The organism is Bradyrhizobium sp. NAS80.1 (assembly GCF_001908205.1).
In the GTDB taxonomy this organism is placed as follows: Bacteria; Pseudomonadota; Alphaproteobacteria; order Rhizobiales; family Xanthobacteraceae; genus Bradyrhizobium.
This window is the reverse complement of the sequence record NZ_LGHL01000047.1, coordinates 1-25,351: the sequence shown is the minus strand read 5'-3', so window position 1 is coordinate 25,351 and position 25,351 is coordinate 1. Positions and strand designations below refer to the sequence as shown.

Here is a 25,351-nt window from a genome sequence, read left to right as displayed (position 1 = left end):
CGACGGGAGTCAAAAGGTATTTCGTTCTGGTCTATCAGAACGAGGCGTCCAGTAAACTGGCCGAAAGCATTGGGCATGGCTGACAGCCCTGCGCAGGCGGCTTGGGTCGGTCGATCCACCGAAATTATGATTGAAAAATAATGAGTTAGGTCGGCATGACGGGGCAATGTCGCCGGCGGCTCGCCCGGATGGACCATTGACGGCAGTGGTGGATTACTGCGATTGCATGGTTCGGGAGCCGGTCCCGCCTCGATGACTACCGACTTCCGGAATTCGAACATGCCTTCCTTCTCGCGGCGACAGTTCGTCCATGCGTTATCAGGCACAGCGGCGCTGGCAGCAATTCCGCGCAGCGGACAATCTGCCGATTATCCGTCTCGTCCCATTCGACTGGTGATTCCGTACGGTGCCGGCGGGGCGGGCGACCAGATTGGCCGCCCCTGGGTCGACAGGATGTCGTCGCTGCTCGGGCCGACTTTCGTCGAGCATATCGGCGGTGCTGGTGGCGCGATCGGGACTGCGGCGGTCGCGCGCGAGGAGCCCGACGGCTATTCGCTGCTGCTCGGAAACGGCAGCACGCAGGTCATCATTCCGTTGACCTCGTCAAATCCCGGCTATTCCGTTGGCGATTTCCGCGCCATCTACCGCCTGATCAACAGCGCGCTGGTTTTCGCCATTCATCCGTCGGTGCCTGCCGCAAACCTGCGCGAGCTGATCGCCTTCGCGAAGGCCAATCCGGGAAAGCTGTCCTATGGGACGCCGGGCATCGCCACCGGAAATCATCTGGTCGGCGAATCCTTCAAGCAACAGGCCGGCGCGCTGGATATCGTCCACGTGCCGTACCGGGGCATCGCGCAGGCGAGCAACGACCTCGTCAGCGGCCAGATACCGCTCGTCATTGCCGTCATGTCCGCTCAACTGCAGCAGCTGAGTCAGGCCAGGAAGATCAGGCTGCTGGCGGTCACCACCGAACGACGGCTGAGCGGCGCCCCGGACATCCCGACGGCCGTCGAGTCCGGCATGCCGGACCTCAAATATGAGGGCTGGTTCGGTCTGTTCGCACCTGGGCATACCGATGATGCGATCATCGATCGGATCGCGCAGGCGACGCGGCTGGCCATGGCCGATGAAGCGCTTCAGGCAAGCTACCGCTCGCAGGGCATGGAGCCGGACAGTGATTCAAGCCCGGAGAAATTCCAGCGCATTGTCGAGGCGACATCGGCAAGCCTGGCGCCTGTGATCAAATCGATCGGGCTGAGCAATTTGTGAGGCCGCTCAGGCCTCGACGCGCGATGTCTGGCGCTGCTCTGCCGTGACGCTGCGCGCGAAAAGCGTGACGAGGCCCATCAGTGCGGCAAGGAGCCAGAACGCCGTTGGCAATCCGCCAATACGGGCGACGAAGCCGACACCGGCGGGACCGATGAGGATGCCGGCGTAGCCGGCGGTCGTGATCGCCGCGACCGCGAGCCCCGTGGGCATCGCGGTCTGCCTGGCCGCCCCGCGGAACAGCACCGGCACGAGGTTCGATGCGCCGAGGCCGATGAGCAGGAATCCGACCATGGCGATCGCTGCAACGGGAGCGGTGAGCAGGACCACGAAGCCTGCGATTGCAAGCAGGCTGCCCCAGAACAATGTCGTGCGATCCCCGATGCGTGCAACGACAGCGTCGCCGCCGAGCCGCCCGGCGGTCATCGCGATCGAGAACACGATATAGCCGGTCCCGCCTTGCGCCTCGGAGACGAGGCCCGCGCCGATGACGAGCAATGCGCCCCAATCCAGCATTGCGCCTTCGACGAGGAAGGTGATGGCGCCAAGCAGCGCCAGCAGGAGAACGGAGCCATGCGGCAGCACGAAGAGCGGTCCCTCCTGCACCTGCGCCGAACGGAGCAGGCGCGGCCAGGTCACCAGCATCGCGATCAGCATCAGGACCGAGCAGATCAGCGTACAGGCGAGCGCGCCGAATTGCAGCGAGAGCAGCGCGGTCATCAGCGCGGATCCGGCAAAGCCGCCGATGCTGAACAGCGCGTGGAAGCCAGACATCAGCGGACGTCCTGCGGCGCGCTCCACCTCGACCGCATGGATGTTCATGGCGACGTCGATGGAGCCGAGCGCGGCGCCGAAGGCGAAGAGCGCCAGCGCCAGCGTCCCGGGCGAACTCGCGATCGCCAGCAAAGGCAGGACCAGCGCAAGACCAAGCCCGCCGGCGATGATGATCGGCTTGCTGCCGTAGCGAGCGCTCATGACACCGGTCAGAAGCATCGCGACGACCGAGCCGATGCCGAGGCTGAGCAGGAGCAGTCCAAGCACGCCGTCGTCGACAGCGAGCCGCGCCTTCGCGAACGGCACCAGCGGCGCCCAGCACGCGATGCCGAAGCCCGCGACGAGGAAGGCTAACCGCGTCGCAAGGCGTGTCGCCGGCCGGTCGGCAGAAAGCATGAGAACTCCGGGGGAAGCAGAGGCGGGGCGGACGACAAGCCCGAGGAATGCCGCGCCTTTATGTCCGAGGCGTGCCCGAATTGTCGCAGGTAGCGCTCGAAAGCTGCAAGCGGACGCGCAGGCCTTTTGGCTTGTTGTCGAGCAGCGGCAGCGATCCGTCATGCGCCGTCCCACGGTGATCGTGGCGCTTAGGCAGGCGGAATGTTGCTGGATGTAAACAGATGTTTGCCTGGTATCTCGGCGCTGGAGGGCTGCCCGTCGGGCAAAACGCCGGGAACTTTTCGACAAGCGTCGGTGTCAAGCCGCGCGGGTGAAAATATTCCACCCTACCGAAATTCGGATTTGTCGTATCTGTCGCCCATCCCGGCTTGACCTTGAGGGGCGGTCTTGTGTCGTCACGTTTCGCGAGCGGTGGACGCGGCAGCGTCGGCACGAGATGGTGCGGGCAGGGCGGGTAATCCCTCCGAGCCCGAACCGTGTGCGGATGAGCGGCGCTGACAGTTCGTCTCGCCAGCATCTTCCCGGCAACGTCGACAAGGCCGGGAAATAATGCGGCGAACAAGTGAACGCGCGTACGGCAAAACCGTGTGGTCCTTTCCGCAAGCGCTCTTTTCGCCCCGTTGCAAACGTCGAAAGTCCTTGAAAATAAAGGCATTTTTCGATCTTTGGCGGGAAATGGATGGCCGGGCGGAAACCCGCCGGGCCCTATTAGGCCCTATGTCACAGTATGCGCCGCTGCTGGCCGGTCCGCTGTCCCTCTAGCCCGCCGCTTGTGCGGCCTTCCTGCGGCCCTCGCCGCTACCGCTGTAGCCGGTCCGGCGACCCTGTAAGGCCCGGGCCGTGATGTCAGACCGGGCCAGCCAAACAGCCCGTTTCACCGGCCTTCAAAGGCCGGTCCGGTCGAGCTTCTTTAGTTGGGTGAGATTTTAGCAGCGCGACCGTTCAATGGGCCGCAACTCGTGTAGATGATCTCGTTGGAGCTACCGAAGCGAAAGTAAAAGCGGACCGGCTTGCCTTCATAGCTCTGGTAATCGATCTGAACCCCGTGGCCGGTCAGGACCACAGCGTCAAGGTTAAAGGCAGTCACGCGCTTGCTTTCGAGCTTCGGTGCCCAATAGGCCGCGATCGAATTTCGCCCCGTCAAGGTCACACCCTCGCAGCCGCATTCCATGACCGCGCGCTCGTCATATAGATCGAGCAGAGCGTTTAGGTCTCCCCGTCGGCAGGCATCGAGCCAGTCCACGATGGCGGCAAGAGGATCGAATTCGTCCCGTGAAATCGACATGAGGTTCCATACAAAACTGTCGCCGCTCTCGATCGCGACGTAGACGCATCCGGATAAGGAAAACGGCCCAGAGGAACTGGGGGGCTCCGAGCCGAGTGTTTCCTCAACTAAAGACCTCTTCGATCGGCGAGGAGGCCACGCTTCCGAGGAAACACCACGGTCAACCGCAGAACGCGCGCCGCTGCAAATATCTTTCTGGTAAGGCAGATTAACTCTCCGCAAGCTTCATCCGCTTTGGGGTCCGAGCGCTGCGGCCTGCCGCCGCCGCTGCGGCCCGGTCGTCCGGTGCTCCCTGTAGCCCCGCGCTCCCGCCGCGCTGTACGGCCTTCCTGCGGCCCGACGCTGACGCCTGCCCGTCTTGCCGCTCCGTCCTACCGGGACTGTGCATACCGGGAAACAACCCGTGCCCCAGCGGCGAACAAGTCTACGCTGGCGGCGCTGACTTCGGGAGGGGCGGAATGGAGTTCGAGCTTAAGGGCGCGCTGAGCTGTTGCGGCAACGGATCGAGGAGGAAAGGCGCGAACTTTGACAACACTTCCGACGATGTCAAAACCCGCCCGTGGTACCACCGCAGATGCGCACGCGGCGCGCGCGCCAGCCATACCCGCCCCAGAAGCGCTGGGTTATCCAGTGGCAGGGCGGGATCGGCTCTCCAACCGGGGCATCGACATAGCCCGACCAGTACGGATAGCCGCCGGGGCCGGGATAAGTGCGCGGATACGGATTGCCGCCGGGGCCGTAATCATAGCGCGGACCAGCATAAGCGGACGAGGCTGCTGAAACGACCAAAGTCACGACGACACCGAGAGCCAATAATAACACCTTCCTCATGGTGATACCCTTCCAACGCAACGAAGGCTGCAGAAAAAGTTACCCTTGGACACCGAGCAAGCGAAACGCCGACTCAAGCGTGGTCTGGTTCTCGAAGGATTTGATCGCGGTGCGCAACGAATTGCGTTTGCGTGCAGAGGAATGTTTCCAAGAGAGCGCGGGCCAAAGTTGTGTCATGCCCATGATGTTCAAGGTCTTCGATACGCTGTTCTTGGTCGCTAACGTTCTGCTCGCCAAGCAACAGGTGGCGCTCAGCTTGTTCTAGATGTTGAAGTTGGCGGGACCGATCCATCTTGCCCCCCTCGCCATAGGCGGGAGCGCAATCGGTCTCTCAGCCACCGACGCCTACGGGCAAAGCCTCAGCCGGTGATGCACAATTGTACCGCTTCCGCAGGAAGTTAGCTAGGAACAAGGAACCGAGTTCAGGAACGCTTTCGTGGATCGGCGTTTGTCCCAACAAGGCAGAGCGACGCGAGGTGGAACAGATGGCCCACCAAAACGAGCCTTTTTTGAAGGACTGCCGAGTTCTAATCGTCGAGGATGAGTACCTTATCGGAGACGACTTGGCGAACGCTCTGCGGGCGCGCGGCGCTCATGTGATCGGGCCGGTCACTGAACTCGCCGACGCGATGTCTGTCGAGCACGATGATTTCGATGTCGCCGTGGTCGATATCAATCTACGCGGATGCTCGTCCTATCCGGTCGCGGACGAACTCATGCGTATCGGAAAGCCGTTCATTTTCACGACTGGCTACGCTGCCGAGAACATCCCCGACCGCTTCCAGCATGTGCGGCGATGGGAGAAGCCTTACGATCTTGAGGAAGTCACGGCTGACGTTGCCGAGTTGTGTCGTTCACAGCTTCATCCTCTGCTCGCGGTGTGAGGCGCACGGCCAATGGCTCGGAGCATTCGCGGCCGCTCCTTGGCTCCGGGTCCTTCGGGGCGCGTAGGAAAAGCGGGGTACGCGGGACCGCACCTATTCAGAATATCTGCTGCGAGAAAATCATTGGTTGCAGTTGCGGGGTACCCGGTGGTCCTACTCAATGTCCGCCATGCCCCGACAACCTGCGGTGACGCCTTGCCAATTCCTTTTGCAGCCTTACCGAGCGACGAAGCACTTGGGAGCTTTCGGCCAACGTAAGGTAACTATTTTCAAGGGTCGCAAGCTGGTTCCGAGACGCGTAGTCTCGTGCTTGGTCTTTTAGCTCTCTGCACCGTTTAGCGCGCTTGAGATATTCTCGGGGTCTTTTCATTCTGGCTAAACAAGAGGCCACAAGCAACGTTCCTAAGGGTACGCGATGGACCACGACTACTTCTGACTGTCGCACAAGGCCGATGCAGGACAGGCGCATTCACGTTGAGCCCCGAAAATCGCAGCGCGGCTAAACGTACGATAATGCGGGGCAGGGTCGCATTGTGCTTTAGCTGACACGTGGAGGACTTGCCTGCTCCCGTGGGCACGCGACCACTCCGGCGCCACCCGTTGGGGCGGCGCGTCACTAATCGAGAAGTCCAAATCCACAACACTGTCCAGCAAAGCTCACCTACCAAGGGAGGTAAATACCCATGGCACCAGACGAGCCCGATCAGACCACCCCGAGCGCGGAGCCAGCCCCAGAGCCGACGCCCAGCCCGGAGGTCGAGGCCACGCCCGAGCAGAAGACCGCCGTCTCTTCGGAGCCGGTCGAGGTCCCGGCCGAGCCCGTGGCCGAGCCGCCACCGGCCGAGGGCGGGCAGCAGGCCCCCGCGTAACTGACTGGCGGAAAAGCGTTAGGGCCGCAAATACCTTGCGGCCCTAACGCGCCGGAAGCGGAATTGAGCTATCCTGCCGCGACGCGACAGGAAGCAACGCGATGACCGAAACCATTACCGATATCGCCCGCCCGTCGCCTCTCGGCCGCGATCCAGAAGGCCCGCAATCGTCAGCGCGTCGGCGCTCGCGGTGCACCTCGATTGCAGCTGCGCCTACATGCAAGCTCGAAGCGGAAGGCGTGATCCGGCGGCAAGGTGACGGCTTCCCGCTTGATCAGAGCCGGGTCGCCTACCTGCGGCACTTGCGGCGAGAGAGGCGGCAATCGCCACGCAGCGAGGCCGACGTTGATCACGTCAGGGTCAAGACCGAGATGTTTCAACTGCGGCTGATGGAGAAGCGGCGAGAACTGGTGCGCCGGGACGATGTCGATGCGTTGATCGATGAGCTTGCTGGAATAACCCTGACCCATCTATCCGGTATGGCGGCCCGGTGCTCGCGCGACATTCAGATGCGGCGCAACATCGACGCGGTCGTAGATCAGGTTCGGCGCGAGATGGCGGCAGCGGCGCTCGCGAAGGCGAACGAGTGGAACGAGCCGCCGCCCAATGAGCAGGACTGACGCTCGGGCATCGTTCTTGCCGCGGGTTGCCTCCGATCATATCGCGGATCATATCGCGCTTAACTATTGTACCATCTCGCACAGAAAGGCGGGGAAATTCCTCGGTGTCGGCGGATGTTGAACATCGACCACACGGGGGCCGCGATTATGGTGTCGCTTATCCTGACGTGATCCGCGACGGCCCCTCGCCGCGCCACTCGATCAATCGGTGACCGACTTGTCAGGAATTACACAGCATGTGGAACTGGATGATGCTGGCGCTCGAAAGCAATCGCGTGATCGGACTGCGGATCGCGAAATTGATGCGCGGCGGCAAAGCAGCTCAACGTGAAGCCAAGCGCATGGTGAGTGAAAAGGTGCTTGCGGCCGCGAAGGCTAGTACCAGCCTGATGGCTGGAGCTTCCGGAGATAGGATTGTCGAGCAGTATCGAAGAAGGGTGGCGGCAAACGCCAAACGGCTCAGCCGGACACGAAATCGGCGCAAACGAAAATAGGGGCGGGTCCGAGCGACATGGATCATGTCCCCGATCAAGGTCGCGATCTTCGTCGCGGCGATCGTCGTCATGGTCGCGCTGGCGGTTTGGTGGCTGGCGCTGTAACCGACGGCCGCGCGACGAACGCCATAAAGGGTGATTGTCTGCTCTCGCGCTGCAATCGGAGGCCAGGCAGACGCGCACGGTGATGCGTGAAACGCTGGCACGAGGCCGGGCATGGCGAGCGCCATAAACGTTCGTATAGGGTCCGCTACCTTTTAGATGCCCGACGTTTACCGACGTTCAATTGAGCTGCCAATAGCGATCGTCTTCTGTGGAGCATGCGATAGCGCTCCCTCACGCTATCGCTGCCCACCTTGGGCATGACCTCCCTGACCTTGGCCGCTTGTGGCAACGCAGGCGGCCCTTCTTTTTGCGTGCAACCCATCGGTTTCTCGGATCCTTTGGGTCCTGCGGAAAACGCGGGATACGCGCGACGCCGCCTATCGAGGATATTTGCCACCGCTCAAATAGCGTTTAATTTTTTGTACCAGCTCGCACACAAAGGCGTTGCGCGATGAGGCGAAGACGGAAGCCGTGATCTTCATGGTTGGAACGAGGGAGGCCGACACGAGGTTAGATAGACTGCGTACCATTGCGGTTGCTCACTGGGGCGTTGCATCGGAGGCGGCGCATGAAAGTCATCGTTGATGAAACCGGCGAAATCATCGCCATAGCAACGGATGATCACACTCTGATCGGCGGCCACCATCGCCTCGCGGTGGCGGGCAGCATGGGTAAGAGATTGTACTGGCGAGATACCGGCGAACCCGTGAAGCTTGATCTCTTCTTCAAGCATCATGATCATAGAAGTTCCCTTCGACATCCCGCCTGAGCCGGTCCCCGAGATGTCGCCGTCGCGGTCGCTGCCGCACTGGCAGCGCACGCGCGAAGTCCAATAGCGTTATTCGTCAAACGGGTCGGCGGACTTTACTCTCTGCTTCCCGCTGCCTTGAGCGCCGACAGGCGATAAGCTTCTGCCTCGTAAGGGGCCGGCTCTGTCGGCTCAGGAATTAGCTTCGCGCCCTCTGTGCGGAAGTGATCGAGGCCACGTCCGAGCTTCTTCCCGGCGATGGTGTGCTGGTCGTTGGCTCAATCGGGCTGCGTCGGAGTCCATCACCAGCCGCGCCAGCATCATCGACGGCGACACTCTCGAAATTCACAGCACGCGCATCCGACTCTGGGGTATCGACGCACCTGAGAGCAGTCAGCTTTCCCGTGGCGAAATGGGTGCTATCGCGCCCCAACAGGCTCCAATTTCCTGAGCTTTCGTATCAGCGCTGCGTTGTACTCCTCTCCATCGAGGGAGTGGTGAACTCTGCGGTGACATGTGGGGCACAGAGCGATTACCGAAAGGGGGATATCATCGGCCAAGCGGATCGTGTGATGCGGCTCGAGGTAAGGCGTCATTTTCCGTGTCTGAAACGGTGCCTTGCAACGGCATCCTTCGCACCCTCCGTCCGCGCGAGCCAGTACGTAGCGATGAACCGGCAAAGAGCGTGATTGATGGACCGCCATCCTCACCTTCCGCGCAGCCTTGGGGCGCGCATCTGCAATCGCTCTGGCCCGCAATTCCTCAATACCGGCGACATCAAGCATTCGGTCGTCGACATCCGATCCTCCACGATGACGTCGGTCCGAGATGAGTTCGCTGATCGTGGTAGCAATAGCGGGCAGCACCGTGGTCACACTGCGCGGGTAGATCGCCCACTTCAATTCAGGGATTCTCCTCCGAATGACATCCAGTGATATTGGCGGCTCGATCAATCTTACTGATCTTAAACCAGCCCCGTAACGGTTAGGCCAATCGGTTCGTCTTTTCGGTGTGGAAGCAATTGTCGCGGTTGCGAAGAACGTTGAGCCGACAAAAATCACGGCCTTATCCCCTTCGACAGCCGAACTCGGCACGATCCATTTCGACGTGCTCAAGTGCAGACGTGCTGCTTTTTCGAGCCATCTTTTATCATTTTCGGTGTCGCCTTGAAGAATGTGAAGAGCCATCGCGCCCACCCCCCTACCGGGGCAGAGGCATATCCGCTGCATCGTTGGTTGCAAACGAGACGTGCTGCCCGGACAGGGACATTTTCGTAGTTACCTGAGTGAAAGGAAGGACCGGGTCCTACCAATCTGATCAGACGGCGCGGGAACGCGGGACCGCCCCCTTTCAGGATATCCGACCCTAGCCTTTTCCAGTTTTGCATGCGGGGTTTATGTTGCCGAATCCGGAGGATCGACGGACCGATGACGAAGCTGGATTTGGCATGGCAGGCGCTGTTCCGGACTGACCGCGCCAGAGGTTCTCGGATTGCTTGTCGCTGGCCGAAGCGGACTTCCAAGCCGCAGCGGCGGCCCACCAAATGCCCATCCTTGCCGGGCGAGCGGCGCACGTGAGCGCACCAGCATGCCTGCCACTGCTTGGAAACAGGCATCGAGTCGACGGAATGTTGCTGGACGTAAACAGATGTTTGCCTGGTATCTCGGCGCCGGAGGGCTGCCCGTCGGGCAAAACGCCGGGAACTTTTCGATAAGCGTCGGTGTCAAGCCGCGCGGGCGAAATATTCCACTTTACCGAAATTCGGAATTAGCGTATGTGTTCTCCATCCCGGCTCATCCTTGAGGGGCGATCTTGTGTCGTCACGTTTCGCGAGTCGGGCTTGCGGTGGACGCGGCAGCGTCGGGCGCGGAAAAGTGCGGGCGGGGCGGATTGCTCTCCGTGAGCCCGAGGCTTCGTGTCGACGAGCGGCGCTGAGAGTTCGTCTCGCCAACATTCTTCCCGCTACGTCGACAGCGCGGGAAAACCCTGTGGCGCCAACGAACGCGCGTACGGCAAAACCGTGTGGTCCTTTCTGTTGAAGTCCCATTGAGATGCCAACGTTGTGGACGAACACACCGCTGGAAGCCGAAGGATGCTTGGATAGCTCAACCCGGCGATTTTGCTCGGCATTAGGAAGTCAGGATACTCGCCAATCGACTTAGGACAGTTGGAGCTAATGCGCTGCCGATGGCGGTCATTTTTGATCGGCATTCACACGCAAACGCCGATTAGCGACCAGGGCGCCAGCGAGAGCGGTCCAGCCGGTTTGATGCGAGGCGCCAAGGCCCTTGCCGGTATCGCCGTGGAAATACTCGTGGAACAGCAATAAATCGCACCACGTCCCGCCGCGCTGAAAGCGTGGACGTAGTCCCAGCGCGGGTCGCTGACCCTCTGCGTTCCGGAGGAACAACGCGAGTAGTCGGCGCTCGAGCTCTTCGGCGACTTGCTCGAGAGTCGCTTGCTTGCCTGATCCTGTCGGCAGTTCGACGGTGAAGTCGTCGCCAAAGTTAGTGTACAGATTTTTTAACGACTCGATCGCGAGAAAGTTGAGCGGAAACCAGATCGGTCCGCGCCAGTTGGAATTGCCTCCAAACAGTCCGGTCCGCGATTCGCCCGGCTCATAGTCAAGACGAGCGAAATGTCCGTCCATGTTGACGATGAGCGGATGTTCGCGGTGGTAGCGGGACAGCGATCGTAGCCCGTAAGGCGACAGGAATTCCGACTCATCGAGCATAGATGCGAGAATCCGTTTCATACGCGACTTGCCTACCAGCGAGATCAGCCCAGGGCCATCATTACTCCGGGGCATGTGCAGGAATTCTGCAAGACCCGGCTTGTTGTCGATGTACCATCGGGCGCGCTTGCGGAACATCGGTAGTCGTTCCCACAGCGCCGCATCGAGCTGTACGGCCGCAAAGATTGGCAGCAGTCCCACCATGGAACGCGCGCGCACCGTGAATGTCGAACCGTCGCGCTTTCGAAGCCGATCGTAGAAAAAACCATCTTGGTCGTCCCAAAGCCTGCCGATCGCGGCGGCAATCAGAGCGAAATGCTCGAAGAACTTTACCGCGAGGTCTTCGTAGCTTGGCTGATGGTTTGCAAGGCGTAGAGCCATCTCCAGCATGTTCAGACAGAACTTGGCCATCCATGCGGTGCCATCGGACTGCTCCAGTAAATCGCCGTCGGGGAGCATCTGTGAGCGGTCGAACGGGCCGATATTGTCAAGCCCGAGAAAGCCGCCCTCGAACACGTTGTCACCACATGCGTCTTCTCGATTTACCCACCAGGTGAAGTTGATCAGGAGCTTTTGAAAAACGCGAGCGAGAAAATCGAAATCGGTCCCGCCATCGATCCGGAACACCGCGAGCGTGGCCCAGGCTTGAACCGGCGGATTCACGTCTCCGAAATTCCATTCATAAGCCGGCATCTGGCCGTTCGGGTGCATGTACCACTCGCGCGCCAGCAGCAGCAGCTGATGCTTCGCTGCTGACGGGTCGATGTGCGCTAGCGCGACGCAATGGAAAGCGAGATCCCATGAGGCATACCACGGGTATTCCCATTTGTCGGGCATGGCGATGATGTCGTGGTTGTTGAGATGACGCCAGCCCGCATTGCGACCGGACGCGCGCGCCTCGGGTGGACGTATGATATCGCCGTCGAGCCAGCGCGCCACATCGTAGTGATAGAACTGCTGGCTCCACAGAATTCCGGCGAATGCTTGCCGCATGACTGCCGCCTCATCCTCACTTGTGGCGTCGGGCGTAAGCGCTGCATAGTATTCGTCGGCTTCGCGCCGCCGGTCGACGTGGATCTGCTCGAATTCTGCCCCGAGGTCAGCAGTCGGGCGGCATCCATCATGTGATAGGCGAAGCCTGAGATCGACCGTTTCGCCGCCGGCGACCTTGAGGCGATACCAACAGGCCATTTTTGTGCCCTGCCTCGCCGGATTCACCGTCGCCGCACCGTGGACAACGTTGTCGTTGATGCCGTCTTTTGGAAAGGGCGTCTGCTCAGCGGTGACCCCATAAAGGTACCGGGCGTTGGTTTCGTTTTCGCAGAACAGCAGCGCCGGCGGCCTGCCGGTCGGGTCCGGCCCGGCAGTGAGGTGCCAGCGGCCCAGTTCTTCTTCTTCAGCTATCGCGCAGACATTGCCGGTTTCAGCAGTCGCCCGGATGGTCGGCCGCGCGATACCAGCCTCCCATGACCAGCGGTTGCGAAACCACAGCGTCGGAAGCACGTGAAGCTCGGCCGCATCGGGTCCCGCGTTGTGAACGCTGATGCGCATGCATATGTCATGAGGTGATGCTTTGGCGTAATCCGCCGTGATCTGCCAGTAACGATCCTCTTCGAAAACACCGGTGTCCACGAGTTCAAATTCGGGCTCGTCCTTGTTGCGCCTCGCGCTCTCCCGTCGAAGCAACGCGTATGGAAACTCCGCGTGGGGATAGTGGTAACGCCAGCGCAGCCACGAACTGGTCGGTGTCGCGTCGACGTACCACCAGTACTCCTTAGCGTCTTCGCCGTGGTTTCCTTCTGGACCACTGAGACCGAAGATACGCTCCTTCAGGAAGGGGTCCTTTCCGTTCCAAAAAGTCAAAGCTAAACACAGGCGCTGCGCTCGATCGCAAAGGCCGGCAAGACCGTCCTCGTTCCACCGATAGGCGCGAGAGCGTGCGTGTTCGTATGGGAAGTACTGCCAGGGTTGTCCATCTGGACTGTAGTCTTCTCGCACCGTGCCCCAGGCACGCTCACTGATGTAAGGCCCGATCGCTTTCCAGTCGCCAGGAGTATCGGGCGAGGAGTCTGCAAGTCTTGCATGCTCAGCCGAGCGTGGCGGAACGCCCTGCTTGGTATCGTCCATGCTATGCGGCTTTCGCGGGCTCCAACATCGCCTTGACCATGGCGATGATATGATTAGCGGTAAATCCGAACTCCTGCTGCAAGGCCTTCAGTGGAGCGGAGGCGCCGAACGTGTGCATGCCAAGGACACGACCAGCCTTCCCAACGTACCGCTCCCAGCCGAACGTGGACGCCTGCTCGATCGCGACGCGGGCCGTGATCTCAGGTGGCAAGACGGCATCGCGGTATTCTTGCGTCTCGCGCTCGAAGACATCCCAGGAAGGCATCGAGACCACCCGCGAGCGGATGCCCTCCAGGCCAAGTCTCTCATGAGCCTCGGCCGCGAGATGCAACTCGCTGCCGGTAGCAATCAAGATCATGTCAGGCTTGCCCTCAGCGGGGTCGGCAAGCACGTAGGCGCCTCGCGCGACCCCGGAGGCCGGTGCATACTTGCTGCGATCGAGGGTCGGTAACGGTTGGCGAGAGAGCGCCAACAGAGCTGGCCGATGACGAAGCTGCATGATGTAGCGGTAGGCTTCGACGACTTCGTTTGCATCACCCGGCCGAAACAGCGTCAGACCGGGCATCGCCCGCATTGAGGCGAGATGCTCGACCGGTTGATGCGTTGGGCCGTCCTCGCCATCGCCCATGGCATCATGGGTAAAAACAAAGACCACCGGTAGCTCCATCAGCGCAGCTAGGCGTATCGCGGGCCGCGCGTAGTCGCTGAAAATCAGGAAGCTCGCGCCGAACGGCCGCAGTTTCGACAGCGCCAGACCATTCAGGATTGCAGCCATCGCGTGTTCGCGGATACCGAAATGCAAGTTCTTGCCGCCCGGAGTGGCGGTCTGAACATCGCCCGCGCCTTCGAAGGTCAGCAGGGTCTTGGTCGACGGACCCAGGTCGGCTGAACCGCCAATCAACCACGGAATGTTCTGCGCAAGAACGTTCAAAACCTTTCCCGACGTCTCGCGACCCGCCAGGCCCTTCGGATCTGCCGGGAATGACGGCAGGTTGCGGTCCCAGCCCGCCGGGAGCCCGCGCTGTTGCATCTGGTCGATTTCGGTCGCTAGCTCAGGATATTTCGAGCGGTAGTCAACGAACAGCTCTTGCCATTTGCGGCGGGCGGTGGCGCCTCGCACGCCGACGCCGGAGGCGAAGTGTTCGAGAACGTGGTCGGGCACCAAGAAATTCGAGTCTTCCGGCCAACCATAGGCTCGCTTGGTGAGCTTGATTTCTTCAACGCCGAGCGGCTCGCCATGCGCGGCGGCCGTATCGTGGCGGTGTGGCGAGCCGTATCCGATATGGCTGTCGAGGATCACCAGCGTCGGACGGCCGTTCGTCTCGCGAAACGTTGCCAACGCCTGTTCAATGCCGGCGATATCGTTGGCATCACCGACCCTAAGGATGTTCCAGCCATAGCCGGCGAAACGAACGGCGACATCTTCGGTGAACGTCAGCCGCGTGCTGCCCTCTATTGTGATGTGATTGTTGTCGTAGATCCAGCACAGATTATCGAGGCCAAGGTGGCCGGCGAGCGACGCTGCTTCAGAGCCGACGCCCTCCATCAAGCAGCCATCTCCGCAAACCGCATAAATATGGTAGTCGAAGATGCCAAGATCCGGCTTATTGTATCGTGCCGCGAGCCAGCGTTGCGCGATTGCCATACCGACGCTAGTCGCAATGCCTTGTCCGAGCGGGCCGGTTGTTGTCTCGACGCCGGACACCAGGTGGTATTCGGGATGGCCCGGCGCGTGACTTCCGAGCTGACGAAAATGCCTGATATCCTCGAGCGTGACGGCAGGCTTGCCTAACGTCTCGTACTCGGTATTCACGGCCTGCGTCCGGGTAAGATAGAGGATGGACCATAGCAGCATTGACGCGTGTCCGTTCGATAGCACGAAGCGGTCGCGGCCGGGCCAGATCGGATCCTGCGGATCGAACCGCATGACCCGGTTCCAGAGCGTATATACAAGTGGTGCAAGCGCCATCGGCGTGCCGGGGTGACCGGAGCTCGCGGCCTGGACTGCATCGATCGACAGCGTACGGATGGTGTTTATCGCGAGTTGGTCGAGTTCGGCGTTGGTCATGGTTGACTTCCTCCGGGCATCATCGGGCCGCAACATCGGCACGTGTTTGGGTGAACAAGATCACAACCGAACGTGGCTGAGCGCGATACATCGGCAGTGCGACGACCGGACCATCGTTGGGCGCACACACGTCCTCAGGGGGCGCTAGGGATGTGTCGATGCATCGCCGCCACGGTCCGTAGGCGTCGTCGAGCAGCGGCAGTTCGAATTCGAGGAGCTCCCAATAGGCGTTGATGATGACATGGAGCAAAATGTGACGATCCGATATCAATGGCCAGGTTGCCGCGATGGAGTGAGACGTATCGCTCCAATCGGGGGCGTTCAATCGGACCCCATGCCATTGGATCGGCTGTTTGCGCAGAAGGTCCTGCAACGTCATGTCGAAACGGTCGGCCGGCAGAGACCGGCCCAGACGAAACGCGATGAGCTGTTTTGTAAAGCGATGAATCTCGGCGTACGCTTCTGGCAGGGTCCAGTCGAAGGACAACAATTCGTCGTTTCGGCAGTAGGCATTGTTGTTGCCGCGCTGGGAACCGCGCACCTCGTCGCCGGCCAGCAACATCGGCGTGCCGACCGAGAGCAGCAGCAGTGCGAGAAAATTCTTCACTTGGCGGGTGCGCAGCCGCTCAATTTCAGGATCCTCGCTCGGCCCCTCGACGCCGCAATTCCAGCTGAAGTTGTTGTCGGAGCCGTCGCGGTTCTGCTCGCCGTTAGCGGCGTTATGCTTGGTGTTGTAAGAGACCAGATCATTCAAGGTGAAGCCGTCGTGGCAGGTCACGAAGTTGATGCTTTGCTCCGGCTCCCGGCCCTGCCAGGCGTAGACATCCGGACTGCCGGTGAGCCGACAGGCCAGCGTGCGCACCATGCCGTTGTCGCTTTTGAGGAACGAGCGAACGTCATCGCGAAATTTTCCATTCCACTCCTTCCATGCATCGCCAACAAAACTGCCGACCTCGTAGAGGCCACCCGCATCCCACGCCTCTGCAATCAACTTGACGTTGGCGAGAACGGGATCGGTCTCGATGTCCCAGATGAGCGGAGGCGCAAGCATTGGCCGGCCGTGCTCGTCGCGCGACAGGATCGCGGCGAGGTCGAACCGGAAGCCGTCGACGTGCATGTCGCGCACCCAATGACGCAGGCTGTCCGTGATCATCCGGCGGACAACGGGCTCGTTGGCGTTGAGCGTATTGCCGCAGCCGGTGTAGTCGGCATAAGTCGCCTTGTCCTCGCCGAGAATGTAGTAGGTCGCGTTTGCGAGCCCGCGAAAGCAGATGGTCGGGCCGTCTGCGCCACCCTCAGTGGTATGATTGAAGACGACATCGAGGATGACCTCGATCCCGGCACGATGCAGTGCCTTGACCATGTCGCGAAAGTCATCGAGAACTTCGGTCGGAGTCTGGCGCGAACTATAGCCGAGATGCGGCGCGAAGAACGAGACGGGCTGGTAGCCCCAATCGTTGACCAATCCGGCCGGCGCGTCCTGTTCGTCGAATGCGAACACCGGCAGCAGCTCAACCGCGGTGATACCGAGGTCCTGCAAGTAGGGAATCTTGCGGATCAAGCCGGTGTAAGTGCCCCGTTCGGCAGCGGTGACGTTCGAGTCGGGATGGCGCGTGAATCGTCCAACATGCATCTCGTAGATAATGGTGCGTTCGAACGGCCGACGCGGGCGCGCATCGCCCTCCCAGTCATATGCGTCGAGTTCGACTACGACACTCTTGAACGCGGTGACGGCATTGTCTCCGGGCTGGCGGGCCGCCTGGCGGCGGTAGCCTTGCGGTCGCGCAACGCATTTTCCATAGGGATCGAGCAGCGTCTTGCCGGCCTCGAAGCGCAGACCGTTGGCTGGGTCGTACGGACCATGCACGCGGAACGCATAGAGCTGGCCATGCGCTATGCCTGGAACAAACACATGCCAATAGTGATAAGTACGATGGAGGCGGGGATCGAGCGCGATCACGCGCGCGGGCTCCGCGCCGTCCATACAGTCGAACAGGCATAGTTCGACAGCGGTACTGTGCTTGGAGAACACGCTAAAATTGGCGCCGCCGTCGCAAAGCGTGGCCCCGAGTGGGAAGCTGCGGCCTTGGGCGACGGGCTCACTCATCCACAGTCGCCGAGATTCGGCTGCCGCCCGTTCCGCGACCTCTTTCAGATCAGCAAGCACTTCGATCTGCATGCCTCACCTCTCGTTCAGAGCGGTCTTACGGATTCTGCCAGCCACCCGGCGGCACCACACTCCCATCCACTTCGCGGGGCCCCCAGCTACCCGCCACGTATTCGTAGACCGGTGTCATTTTCTTCAACACCGGATCGACGATCCGCCACGCTTCCTCGACGTAGTCCTGTCGTGCAAACAGGGTTCGGTCGCCATTCATGGCATCTCCAAGCACGCGCTCGTAGGCATCCATCTCGTGCGCGCCCGCGTGGTGGCTTGCCAACAACTCCACCGGTTCGCCGACCTGCCCATCGTTGATATCCATCACCGTGGTGCCGACCGCGATGGTCACATCCGGGCTGATGCGAAACCGCAGATGGTTCGGCGTTGGTATGCAATTGGGAAAGATCCGTGGTGCCTCACGCAGGCGCACGATAACCTCCGTGCAGGTGACTGGCAGGCATTTCCCGGCTCGGATGTAAATCGGCACACCCTGCCAGCGCCAGGAATCGATCTCCAATCGCAGCGCGGCGAAAGTTTCCACCTGAGAGTCCGGCGCGACGCCAGGTTCCTTCCGGTATCCAAGAAACTGCCCGCGCAGCAATTCATTCTCGGCGATTGGCGGAATTGATTTCAGAACCTTGACCTTCTCATCGCGCAGCGATTCACTGTCGGAGCGGGCGGGCGGTTCCATCGCCAGATTGGCCAGCACCTGAAACAGGTGATTTTGGATCACGTCACGAATGGTGCCGGTTTGATCATAGAATGCACCGCGACCTTGGACGCCGAACTGCTCGGCCATGGTGATCTGTATGCTTCCGACGAACCTGCGATTCCAGAACGACTCCAGAAACGCATTCGCGAAGCGGAAGAAAACCATGTTGTTCACAGGCCGCTTTCCGAGATAGTGGTCGATGCGGAAGATGTGGTCTTCGTCGAATTTGTCGAGCAGGATCCCATTCAGGGCACGCGCGGACGCCAGATCGTGGCCGAATGGCTTTTCGACAATGACGCGGGCGCCATCGGTGCACCGGGCGCTGGCGAGCCCTTCAACGACTGTCTCGAATAGCGCCGGGGGGATGGCGAGATAGTGGGCTGGATGGTGTGCGGAGCCGAGCTGCTTGCGAAGGGCATCAAACGTGGCCCGATCGGCATAGTCGCCGTCTACGTAACGCAAAAGACCAGCTAGCTTGTCAAACGCACCGGCGTCGAGGCCCCCGTGCTTTTCCAGGCTATCTCGTACTCGGGCCTGGAGTTGGTCGAGTGTCCAGCCGGCCTTTGCGACGCCAATGACGGGCACATCGAGGTGGCCCCTCTTCAGCATAGCTTGCAGGGATGGAAAGATCTTCTTGTAGGCGAGATCGCCGGTTGCGCCGAAAAACACCAGTGCGTCGGATCTAAATTCGCTCATGACTATCTGGATCTCTCATTGGCCGCCTTTTCCAAGTGACCACCGAACTCGTAGCGCATCGCCGAAAGGAGCTTGTTCTGGAAATCGGCCTGGCCGCGGGAACTGAAGCGCTCGTAGAGTGCAGTCGTCAGCACCGGGGCGGGTACGGCCTCATCGATCGCTGCAGCAATGGTCCAGCGTCCTTCGCCGGAATCGGATACGCGCCCCGCGAATTTGGCGAGTGCCGGATCTTCCAGCAGCGCTGTTGCCGTCAAATCGAGAAGCCACGAGGCAACCACACTGCCGCGCCGCCAAACCTCGGTGATGTCGGACAGGTTCAGGTCATACTGGTAGTGCTCGGGAAGACGAAGTGGCGTTGTTTCGGCATCCGCCGCGTGCGCCTGCTTGCCAATGTTCGCCGCGCGCAGGATACCAAGCCCCTCGGCGTAAGCGGCCATCAGCCCATACTCGATACCGTTGTGGACCATCTTGACGAAATGACCGGCGCCGTTCTGGCCGCAGTGGAGATAGCCATGCTCGGAGGTGCCTGCAGCAGCGTGCTCTCGTCCTGGCGTGCGCGGGATTTCGCCGAGACCCGGGGCGAGGGCCTTGAAAACCGGGTCCAGCCGCTGCACGGCCTTGTCAGGACCGCCGATCATCATGCAGTAGCCGCGCTCAAGACCCCACACGCCGCCGCTGGTGCCCACATCTACATAACTGATGCCCTTCTGCGCCAATTCCTTGGAGCGCCTGATGTCATCAATATAGTAGGAGTTGCCGCCGTCGATCAGAGTGTCGCCGGCATCGAGGAGCGGCAGCAGATCGCCGATCGAGTTATCCACGACTGCCGCAGGAACCATCAACCAGATCGCGCGCGGTTTCTGGAGCTTCTCCACGAAATCCGCCAACGAAGAGCTTCCCGTGGCATCATCTTTCACCAATTCCGCAATGGCAGCTGGCGACATGTCGAAGACGACACATTGGTGACCATGCCGGACGAGCCGTCGCACCATGTTGGCGCCCATTCGGCCGAGGCCGATCATTCCGAGTTGCATGAGTGGCTCCTGTTTTCGTTGCTGCGGCGTTATTTGCTCTCCATACGCTGGTAGCCCGCGTATCGAAATGGATGTCTAGCGCGGCTTCGCCCGGAACGTGCGATGTCGACGGATCAAGGCGTTGGTCGAGCTGTCGTGGCAGAACTTCGGCTCGGCGTCGTTGGTGAGTTCTGGGATGATGCGTTGCGCCAGCACCTTGCCGAGTTCGACGCCCCATTGATCGAATGAATCGATGTGCCAAATCGCGCCCTGAGTGAAGACGCTGTGCTCGTACAGTGCGACGAGTTTGCCGAGTGCCGCGGGTGTCAGCTGTTCCAGCAGGATCGTATTGGACGGCCGGTTTCCCTCGAAGACGCGATGTGGAACGAGCCAATCGGGCGATCCTTCCGCCCTTACTTCGTCAGCGGTCTTGCCGAATGCGAGTGCTTCGCCTTGCGCGAAGACGTTCGCGAGCAGCATGTCGTGCTGCTCACCAAGTCGGTTGAGAGCCTTGTGAAAGGCAATGAAGTCGCACGGAATGAGGCGGGTGCCCTGGTGAATGAGTTGGTAGAACGAGTGTTGACCGTTGGTCCCGGGCTCGCCCCAATAGATCGCTCCGGTGTTGTATCTGAGAGGGTGCCCCTCAAGCGAGACGTGCTTGCCGTTGCTCTCCATCGTCAGCTGCTGGAGATACGCCGGAAACCGTTTCAGGTATTGCTCGTAGGGCAGCACCGCCACGGTGTGCGCACCAAAGAAATTGTTGTGCCATATGGCGAGGAGTCCCATCAACACCGGGATGTTGCGCTCGAAGGGAGCGATGCGAAAATGCTCGTCAATTTCGTGGAATCCACCAAGCATGGCGCGAAAGTTGTCCGGCCCGATGGCAAGCATCGTCGAGAGTCCGATCGCGGAATCCATGGAGTATCGGCCCCCGACCCAGTCCCAGAAGCCGAACATGTTGGCGGCGTCGATGCCGAAGCTCGTCACCTCCTTAGCGTTGGTGGATACCGCGACGAAATGCTTTGCGACTGAGGCCTCGTCGCCCCCCAAGTCCCGAGAGCGACCAGTTGCGCGCGCTCCTGGCGTTGGTCATGGTTTCCAGGGTTGTGAACGTCTTGGACGAGACAATGAACAACGTCTCCGCCGGATCGAGATCGCGGATCGCCTCTGCAAAATCAGTACCGTCCACGTTGGAGACGAACCGGAACGTCATCGCGCGGTCGCTATAATGCTTGAGCGCCTCGTAGGCCATCACCGGACCCAGATCGGAGCCGCCGATGCCGATGTTGATGACGTTGCGGATTGGCTTGCCGGTATAGCCGCGCCACGCGCCGCCCCGCATGCGATTGGAAAAATCGGTCATTCGGTCGAGCACTCTATGCACCTCCGGCACGACGTCCTCACCGTCGACCAAGATCGATTGCCCCTTCGGTGCGCGGAGCGCGACATGCAGGACCGCCCGGTATTCGGAGACGTTGATCTTCTCGCCTCCGAACATCGCATCGATCCGCGTGCGGAGCCCGGCCTGGTCGGCCAGTTGCAAGAGCAGGGCTATCGTTTCGTCGGTAATCCGGTTCTTCGAGTAGTCGAGGTAGAGTCCGGCTGCTTCCACCGTTAAGCGCTCGCCGCGTCGCGGGTCCTGAGCAAAGAGCTCACGCAGGTGCAATCGGTCGATCTTCTGAAAATGAGCGGACAAGGCCCTCCAGGCAGGAAGCTCGGTGATCGTTGCCGTTGCCATTTATCGCTCCCGTTAGTGCGCCGTGGCGGCTTGGGCAGTCTGTTTGTGCAAGCAACTGCTCTTTGCCTGCAGCGGCCCCTCCCACAGCCGGAATCCACCCTTGAATGCGTTGGCATTGTCGCCGAGCCGGCACAGTGGCGGCAGTTTCTTCAGCTTTCTGGCGTTTCCGCCGCCTAGCACGACGTCCTCCGGTTGGAGTGCCGCAACCAGAATTTCAACGATGTCTTCGATGTGCTTTCGCCACGCTTTCCCACCAAATTCCTCCAGCGCGCGGGCGCCGACATAGTCCTCGTAGGTCCGCTTCTTGTAGGGCAGGTGGGCAAGCTCCATCGGCTGCACGATGCCATCGACGATCATTGCTGAACCGAGCCCCGTCCCGAGCCCGAGGAACAGCATTTTGCCGCCCTGGTAGCTGCCGAGCGCCTGCATCGCCGCATCGTTGATGACTTTCGTCGGCAATTTGAATGCCGCAGCGAAATTGAAGCCCATCCATCCTTTTCCCAGATTGTGAGGTTCGGCCATGGGGCGATCATGCACAACCGGGCCCGGATAGCCGATCGAGACGAGGTCATATTTCCAGCCATTGGCCAGCTCTTTGACTTGCGAGATCATCTGCCGCGCGGTCATGGTCGGCCCGGAGTCAATTTCTCGTTTCACTTTTTCGCCGGAGGCAAGGATCTTGACGTGGGTGCCGCCCACGTCGATGACCAGGATATTCATGGAAGATCTTCTCATTGGGGCCTAGCTCGCCTTTTTGAGCACCTCAGTTTTGGCGGAGATGACGCTCATCAACTCATTCCAGGAGTTGACAAACGACTTGGCCCCCTCGTCCTGCAACGTCGCTGCCAGCGCTTCGATATCGACGCCCGCCTTCGCGAATTGCGAGAGGACCCCTTCGGAATCGCCCCCATCGGACGGCAACATCTCTCCAATCTCGCCGTGATCGGCGAGCGCCTTCACCGTGCCTTCCGGCATGGTGTTCACCGTGAGCGGCGCGGCCAGCGCTTTGACGTATAGAACGTCGGACGCTGCCGGATCCTTGGTTCCTGTGCTCGCCCACAACAGGCGCTGTGGCCGCCCACCCTCGTTGTAGATGCGCCGCGAACGCGCTGAAGAGAGCAACTCGCAGGCTGCCTTGTAGGTTCGTTTCGCGATCGCAATACCGAGCTGATTGCGCAATTGCCCGGGCACGTCGTTCGCTATGGCGGCATCCCACCGGCTGACGAACACCGACGCAACGGACCCGATGTTCGGATTGAGGCCGGCTGCAATGCGACGCTCGATGCCCCGCAGATATGCCTCGGAAGCCGCCAGATAGTGCTCCCGGCTGAACAACAGTGTCACATTCACGGGCACGCCGGCGAAAATCGATTCTTCGATGGCGGGCAGCCCTTCTTGCGTCCCGGGTATCTTGATGAAGAGGTTAGGGCGGTTCGCCTGTGCATGCAGCTCCTTGGCCGCAGCGATCGTGCTGGCGGTGTTATGGGCGAGAAGTGGCGAGACCTCGAGTGAGACCCACCCGTCTACACCATTCGTGCGGTCCCAAATCGGGCGAAACAGGTCCGCTGCCTGGGAAAGATCTTCGAGTGCTAGTTCGAAGAATAGGGGCTCGCCCGACTTTCCCTCCGAGAGCTTGCTGCGGATTGCTGAGTCATAGTGAGAGCTGTTTTTGATCGCATGGTCGAAGATTGTCGGGTTCGACGTGAGTCCTGTCAGTGACAAGTCGGCGATGTAGCGCTTCAAGGTGCCGCTGGTCAGCAGGTCACGGGTGATGTTGTCGAGCCAAACGCTCTGTCCGAGTTCGTGGAGCTTTTGCGTCGCCGTCATCGCTTCATCTCCGCACAGGTTCGAGTCGTGGGGCTGCCCCAAGCAGGTGACCGAGATCGCAGTCGAGCAGGTCTCCGATTCGGTCCACAGTCACGTCGGGTATGGGGAAGGAGGCGAGGGCGTGCGCGTCATGCGCATATTGTCCTTGCCGGGGAAGGACGGTGGTGACGCGTGTGCCCCAAGCCTGCTTGACTGCGGCAAGGATACGCGGCTTGTCATCCACCAGGACGTAGTGCAGCGCCGGATAGCGGGCCTCGACGTCATCGAGCGCGAGCTCCTTGTGGATGTAGATCAGCACGTGTGAGTTGACTGCCTCCGAAAGACCGGAGCGCTCAACCTTGCGGGGTTGAAAGACGACGTCGCCATCGGTGAGAAGGATAGTTGGACCCCACTGACGCAGTCGTTCGAGCACATCCAGAGATCCCGGATACAAACGATTGGCGAACGGGTAGTCGATCAGGAATGACGACATGGACAATAGGTGCATGTCCTGCGGGTGTTCGATACGGTAGCGCTGCAGCGCACCGAGATAGTCTCGATATCCCAGCTCTTCGAACAACTCCTCGAGAATTCCCCAATACCGATCGCGAGATGGGGCACCGTACTGCCGCTCAAGGTAGGTCTTGATGTCGGCCTGGATGCGGTCGTTGTCGAGAAGCGTATTATCCACATCGACCAGAAAGACGATTTGGTTCATCGACCTTACCCCTCCGGCTCCGCGCAATGCTCATCGTGCGGTTGAAGCCGCATGGCGACTGATCAAGGCTGCGCCCCTCCGATGGGCGCCTCTGACTCGTGATGCGCTAACCAATCGTCGACGTGCCGGGCATCGTTCCAGAGTCGGATTGCCGGTTCCGACTGACCGTGTTCGTAGCCGAGTATGCTCAGGCTTGCGGTATCGAGCGTGAAGAAGCTTCCGGCCTGTGCATCGAGCCCCAACCAGCGTGCCGTCAAGACCCGGAGAAAATGCCCGCTCGAAAACAACAAAACGTTCCCGCGGATGGAGCGAATCCGATCCACGATGCGATCTGCCCGAGCACCGACCTGATCCGCTGTTTCTCCTCCAGGACAACCGTCGCGAAATAATTGCCAGCCCGGGCGTTGTTGGTGGATCTCTTGGGTGCTACGCCCCTCGTACTGGCCATAATTCCATTCCAACAGATTGTGGTCGGTTTCTGCTTCACCTCCAAACCCGGCTAACTCGCAGGTTCGGGCGGCGCGTTTCAGCGGACTGGTGAACACTTTGGCGAAAGTGAAGCCCTGCAACCGCCGGCCCAAACTTTGCGCGTTCCGTTCGCCGCGTTCAGTGAGAGACAAATCCGTGATGCCGGTATGCTGACCTGAGAGGCTCCACGCGGTCTCGCCGTGCCTTGCAAGGCAAATGATTGGAAGGACGGCGCTCATGATCTCGCCTCCTTCAGCTTCATCCCTGCCGGCGGGTGCGGCGGAAAGAACTGAACTCAGTACGCTTCGGGCCAAAAAATCTCTCTCGTCAACGCCGACAAGGTCCGAGCATCCTGCCTAGTGGTAGCGCGACTTCGTCGGAGAAGCAACGAGCCATCCGCGTAGCGATATGACAGTTCGCCACTCGACGGAATGCGCGTCTGAAGCGCTGACCTATTCGCTAGGCGCTGCGCCTGGGGCACGCTCGCCTGAGGGCATTGACGACACGCTCATCATGGGGCTCGATCAGCGTCGAGCGAGCGGAGGAGACGAGATCATGGGCTACAAGCCGATCGAGTCCTACGGCGTCATCGGCGACCTGCACACCGTTGCCCTGGTTGGGATCGACGGGTCCATCGACTGGTGTTGCCTGCCGCGCTTTGACTCGCCGAGCGTCTTCGCCGCGATCCTCGACGACCGGAAAGGGGGCTCATTCCGCATCGCCAGTCTCTACGAGGCGCAGCACAAGCAGATGTACATGCCTGACAGCAACGTCCTGGTGACACGCTTTCTTAGCGACCAGGGCGTCGGTGAGGTGGTCGACTTCATGCCGGTCCAAG

General features: G+C 60.6%; 20 protein-coding genes and 2 pseudogenes. 8 read left to right on the top strand and 14 right to left on the bottom strand.

What is annotated here, in order from left to right; all coding sequences use genetic code 11:
• Positions 1 to 279: 279 nt before the first annotated feature.
• The gene (locus tag AC629_RS11895; RefSeq protein ID WP_084804963.1) at positions 280 to 1,269 is read left to right on the top strand and encodes a Bug family tripartite tricarboxylate transporter substrate binding protein; all 990 of its coding nucleotides are present in this window, start codon (positions 280 to 282) and stop codon (positions 1,267 to 1,269) included.
• Positions 1,270 to 1,275: 6 nt separating this feature from the next.
• On the opposite strand, the gene AC629_RS11890 is transcribed toward AC629_RS11895, so the two are convergent.
• From AC629_RS11890 to AC629_RS11880, 3 genes are all read right to left on the bottom strand, one after another.
• Positions 1,276 to 2,436 carry an MFS transporter gene (locus AC629_RS11890; protein ID WP_084804952.1) on the bottom strand — a complete coding sequence of 387 codons (1,161 nt, stop codon included), beginning with the start codon at positions 2,434 to 2,436 and terminating at the stop codon, positions 1,276 to 1,278.
• Positions 2,437 to 3,346: 910 nt separating this feature from the next.
• On the bottom strand, positions 3,347 to 3,721 hold the full coding sequence (locus AC629_RS46710) for a YybH family protein (protein ID WP_084804951.1): 375 nt from the start codon (positions 3,719 to 3,721) through the stop codon (positions 3,347 to 3,349).
• Positions 3,722 to 4,267: 546 nt separating this feature from the next.
• Positions 4,268 to 4,552 carry a hypothetical protein gene (locus tag AC629_RS11880; RefSeq protein ID WP_084804950.1) on the bottom strand — a complete coding sequence of 95 codons (285 nt, stop codon included), beginning with the start codon at positions 4,550 to 4,552 and terminating at the stop codon, positions 4,268 to 4,270.
• 79 nt (positions 4,553 to 4,631) lie between these two features.
• On the opposite strand from AC629_RS11880, the gene AC629_RS46705 reads away from it, so the two are divergent.
• From AC629_RS46705 to AC629_RS48555, 6 genes and pseudogenes are all read left to right on the top strand, one after another.
• Positions 4,632 to 4,817: a hypothetical protein gene (locus AC629_RS46705; RefSeq protein ID WP_168195453.1), complete on the top strand. Its 186-nt coding sequence runs from the start codon at positions 4,632 to 4,634 to the stop codon at positions 4,815 to 4,817.
• Positions 4,818 to 5,037: 220 nt separating this feature from the next.
• On the top strand, positions 5,038 to 5,436 hold the full coding sequence (locus tag AC629_RS11870) for a response regulator (protein WP_084804962.1): 399 nt from the start codon (positions 5,038 to 5,040) through the stop codon (positions 5,434 to 5,436).
• Between the two features lie 970 nt (positions 5,437 to 6,406).
• A complete protein-coding gene (locus AC629_RS11860) occupies positions 6,407 to 6,925 on the top strand; it encodes a hypothetical protein (RefSeq protein ID WP_084804947.1) in 519 nt (172 codons plus the stop codon).
• A gap of 236 nt (positions 6,926 to 7,161) precedes the next feature.
• On the top strand, positions 7,162 to 7,419 hold the full coding sequence (locus AC629_RS11855) for a hypothetical protein (protein ID WP_084804946.1): 258 nt from the start codon (positions 7,162 to 7,164) through the stop codon (positions 7,417 to 7,419).
• A gap of 673 nt (positions 7,420 to 8,092) precedes the next feature.
• Complete coding sequence (locus tag AC629_RS11850; protein ID WP_084804945.1) at positions 8,093 to 8,293, top strand: hypothetical protein; 201 nt, start codon at positions 8,093 to 8,095, stop codon at positions 8,291 to 8,293.
• A gap of 280 nt (positions 8,294 to 8,573) precedes the next feature.
• Positions 8,574 to 8,681: pseudogene (locus tag AC629_RS48555) on the top strand (thermonuclease family protein); the annotation flags it as partial.
• A 10-nt stretch (positions 8,682 to 8,691) separates the two neighbouring features.
• Here AC629_RS48555 and AC629_RS45210 read toward each other — a convergent pair.
• The 11 genes and pseudogenes from AC629_RS45210 to AC629_RS11795 form a co-directional block, all read right to left on the bottom strand.
• The gene (locus AC629_RS45210; RefSeq protein ID WP_143199072.1) at positions 8,692 to 9,459 is read right to left on the bottom strand and encodes an HNH endonuclease signature motif containing protein; all 768 of its coding nucleotides are present in this window, start codon (positions 9,457 to 9,459) and stop codon (positions 8,692 to 8,694) included.
• A 1,007-nt stretch (positions 9,460 to 10,466) separates the two neighbouring features.
• Positions 10,467 to 13,133 (bottom strand): MGH1-like glycoside hydrolase domain-containing protein, encoded by a 2,667-nt coding sequence (locus tag AC629_RS11840; protein WP_084804944.1) that lies wholly within the window; start codon positions 13,131 to 13,133, stop codon positions 10,467 to 10,469.
• 1 nt (position 13,134) lies between these two features.
• On the bottom strand, positions 13,135 to 15,201 hold the full coding sequence (gene tkt / locus AC629_RS11835; protein ID WP_084804961.1) for a transketolase: 2,067 nt from the start codon (positions 15,199 to 15,201) through the stop codon (positions 13,135 to 13,137).
• A gap of 19 nt (positions 15,202 to 15,220) precedes the next feature.
• The gene (gene glgX, locus AC629_RS11830) at positions 15,221 to 17,308 is read right to left on the bottom strand and encodes a glycogen debranching protein GlgX (protein WP_084804960.1); all 2,088 of its coding nucleotides are present in this window, start codon (positions 17,306 to 17,308) and stop codon (positions 15,221 to 15,223) included.
• Between the two features lie 97 nt (positions 17,309 to 17,405).
• On the bottom strand, positions 17,406 to 18,770 hold the full coding sequence (gene zwf, locus AC629_RS11825) for a glucose-6-phosphate dehydrogenase (protein WP_084804943.1): 1,365 nt from the start codon (positions 18,768 to 18,770) through the stop codon (positions 17,406 to 17,408).
• 2 nt (positions 18,771 to 18,772) lie between these two features.
• Positions 18,773 to 19,804: a phosphogluconate dehydrogenase (NAD(+)-dependent, decarboxylating) gene (gene gnd, locus AC629_RS11820; RefSeq protein ID WP_084804942.1), complete on the bottom strand. Its 1,032-nt coding sequence runs from the start codon at positions 19,802 to 19,804 to the stop codon at positions 18,773 to 18,775.
• Positions 19,805 to 19,879: 75 nt separating this feature from the next.
• Positions 19,880 to 21,521, bottom strand: a pseudogene (gene pgi, locus AC629_RS50505) (glucose-6-phosphate isomerase).
• Between the two features lie 12 nt (positions 21,522 to 21,533).
• A complete protein-coding gene (locus AC629_RS11810; protein ID WP_245331817.1) occupies positions 21,534 to 22,241 on the bottom strand; it encodes an ROK family protein in 708 nt (235 codons plus the stop codon).
• 21 nt (positions 22,242 to 22,262) lie between these two features.
• Positions 22,263 to 23,348 carry a transaldolase gene (gene tal, locus AC629_RS11805; protein ID WP_084804940.1) on the bottom strand — a complete coding sequence of 362 codons (1,086 nt, stop codon included), beginning with the start codon at positions 23,346 to 23,348 and terminating at the stop codon, positions 22,263 to 22,265.
• Between the two features lie 4 nt (positions 23,349 to 23,352).
• Positions 23,353 to 24,045, bottom strand: a complete 693-nt coding sequence (locus tag AC629_RS11800; protein ID WP_084804939.1) for an HAD family hydrolase — start codon at positions 24,043 to 24,045, stop codon at positions 23,353 to 23,355.
• 62 nt (positions 24,046 to 24,107) lie between these two features.
• Positions 24,108 to 24,752, bottom strand: coding sequence for a histidine phosphatase family protein (locus AC629_RS11795; RefSeq protein ID WP_084804938.1), 645 nt, complete (start codon positions 24,750 to 24,752; stop codon positions 24,108 to 24,110).
• A 169-nt stretch (positions 24,753 to 24,921) separates the two neighbouring features.
• On the opposite strand from AC629_RS11795, the gene AC629_RS11790 reads away from it, so the two are divergent.
• The coding region (locus AC629_RS11790; protein ID WP_245331816.1) for a trehalase-like domain-containing protein at positions 24,922 to 25,351 on the top strand (430 nt) is incomplete at its 3' end.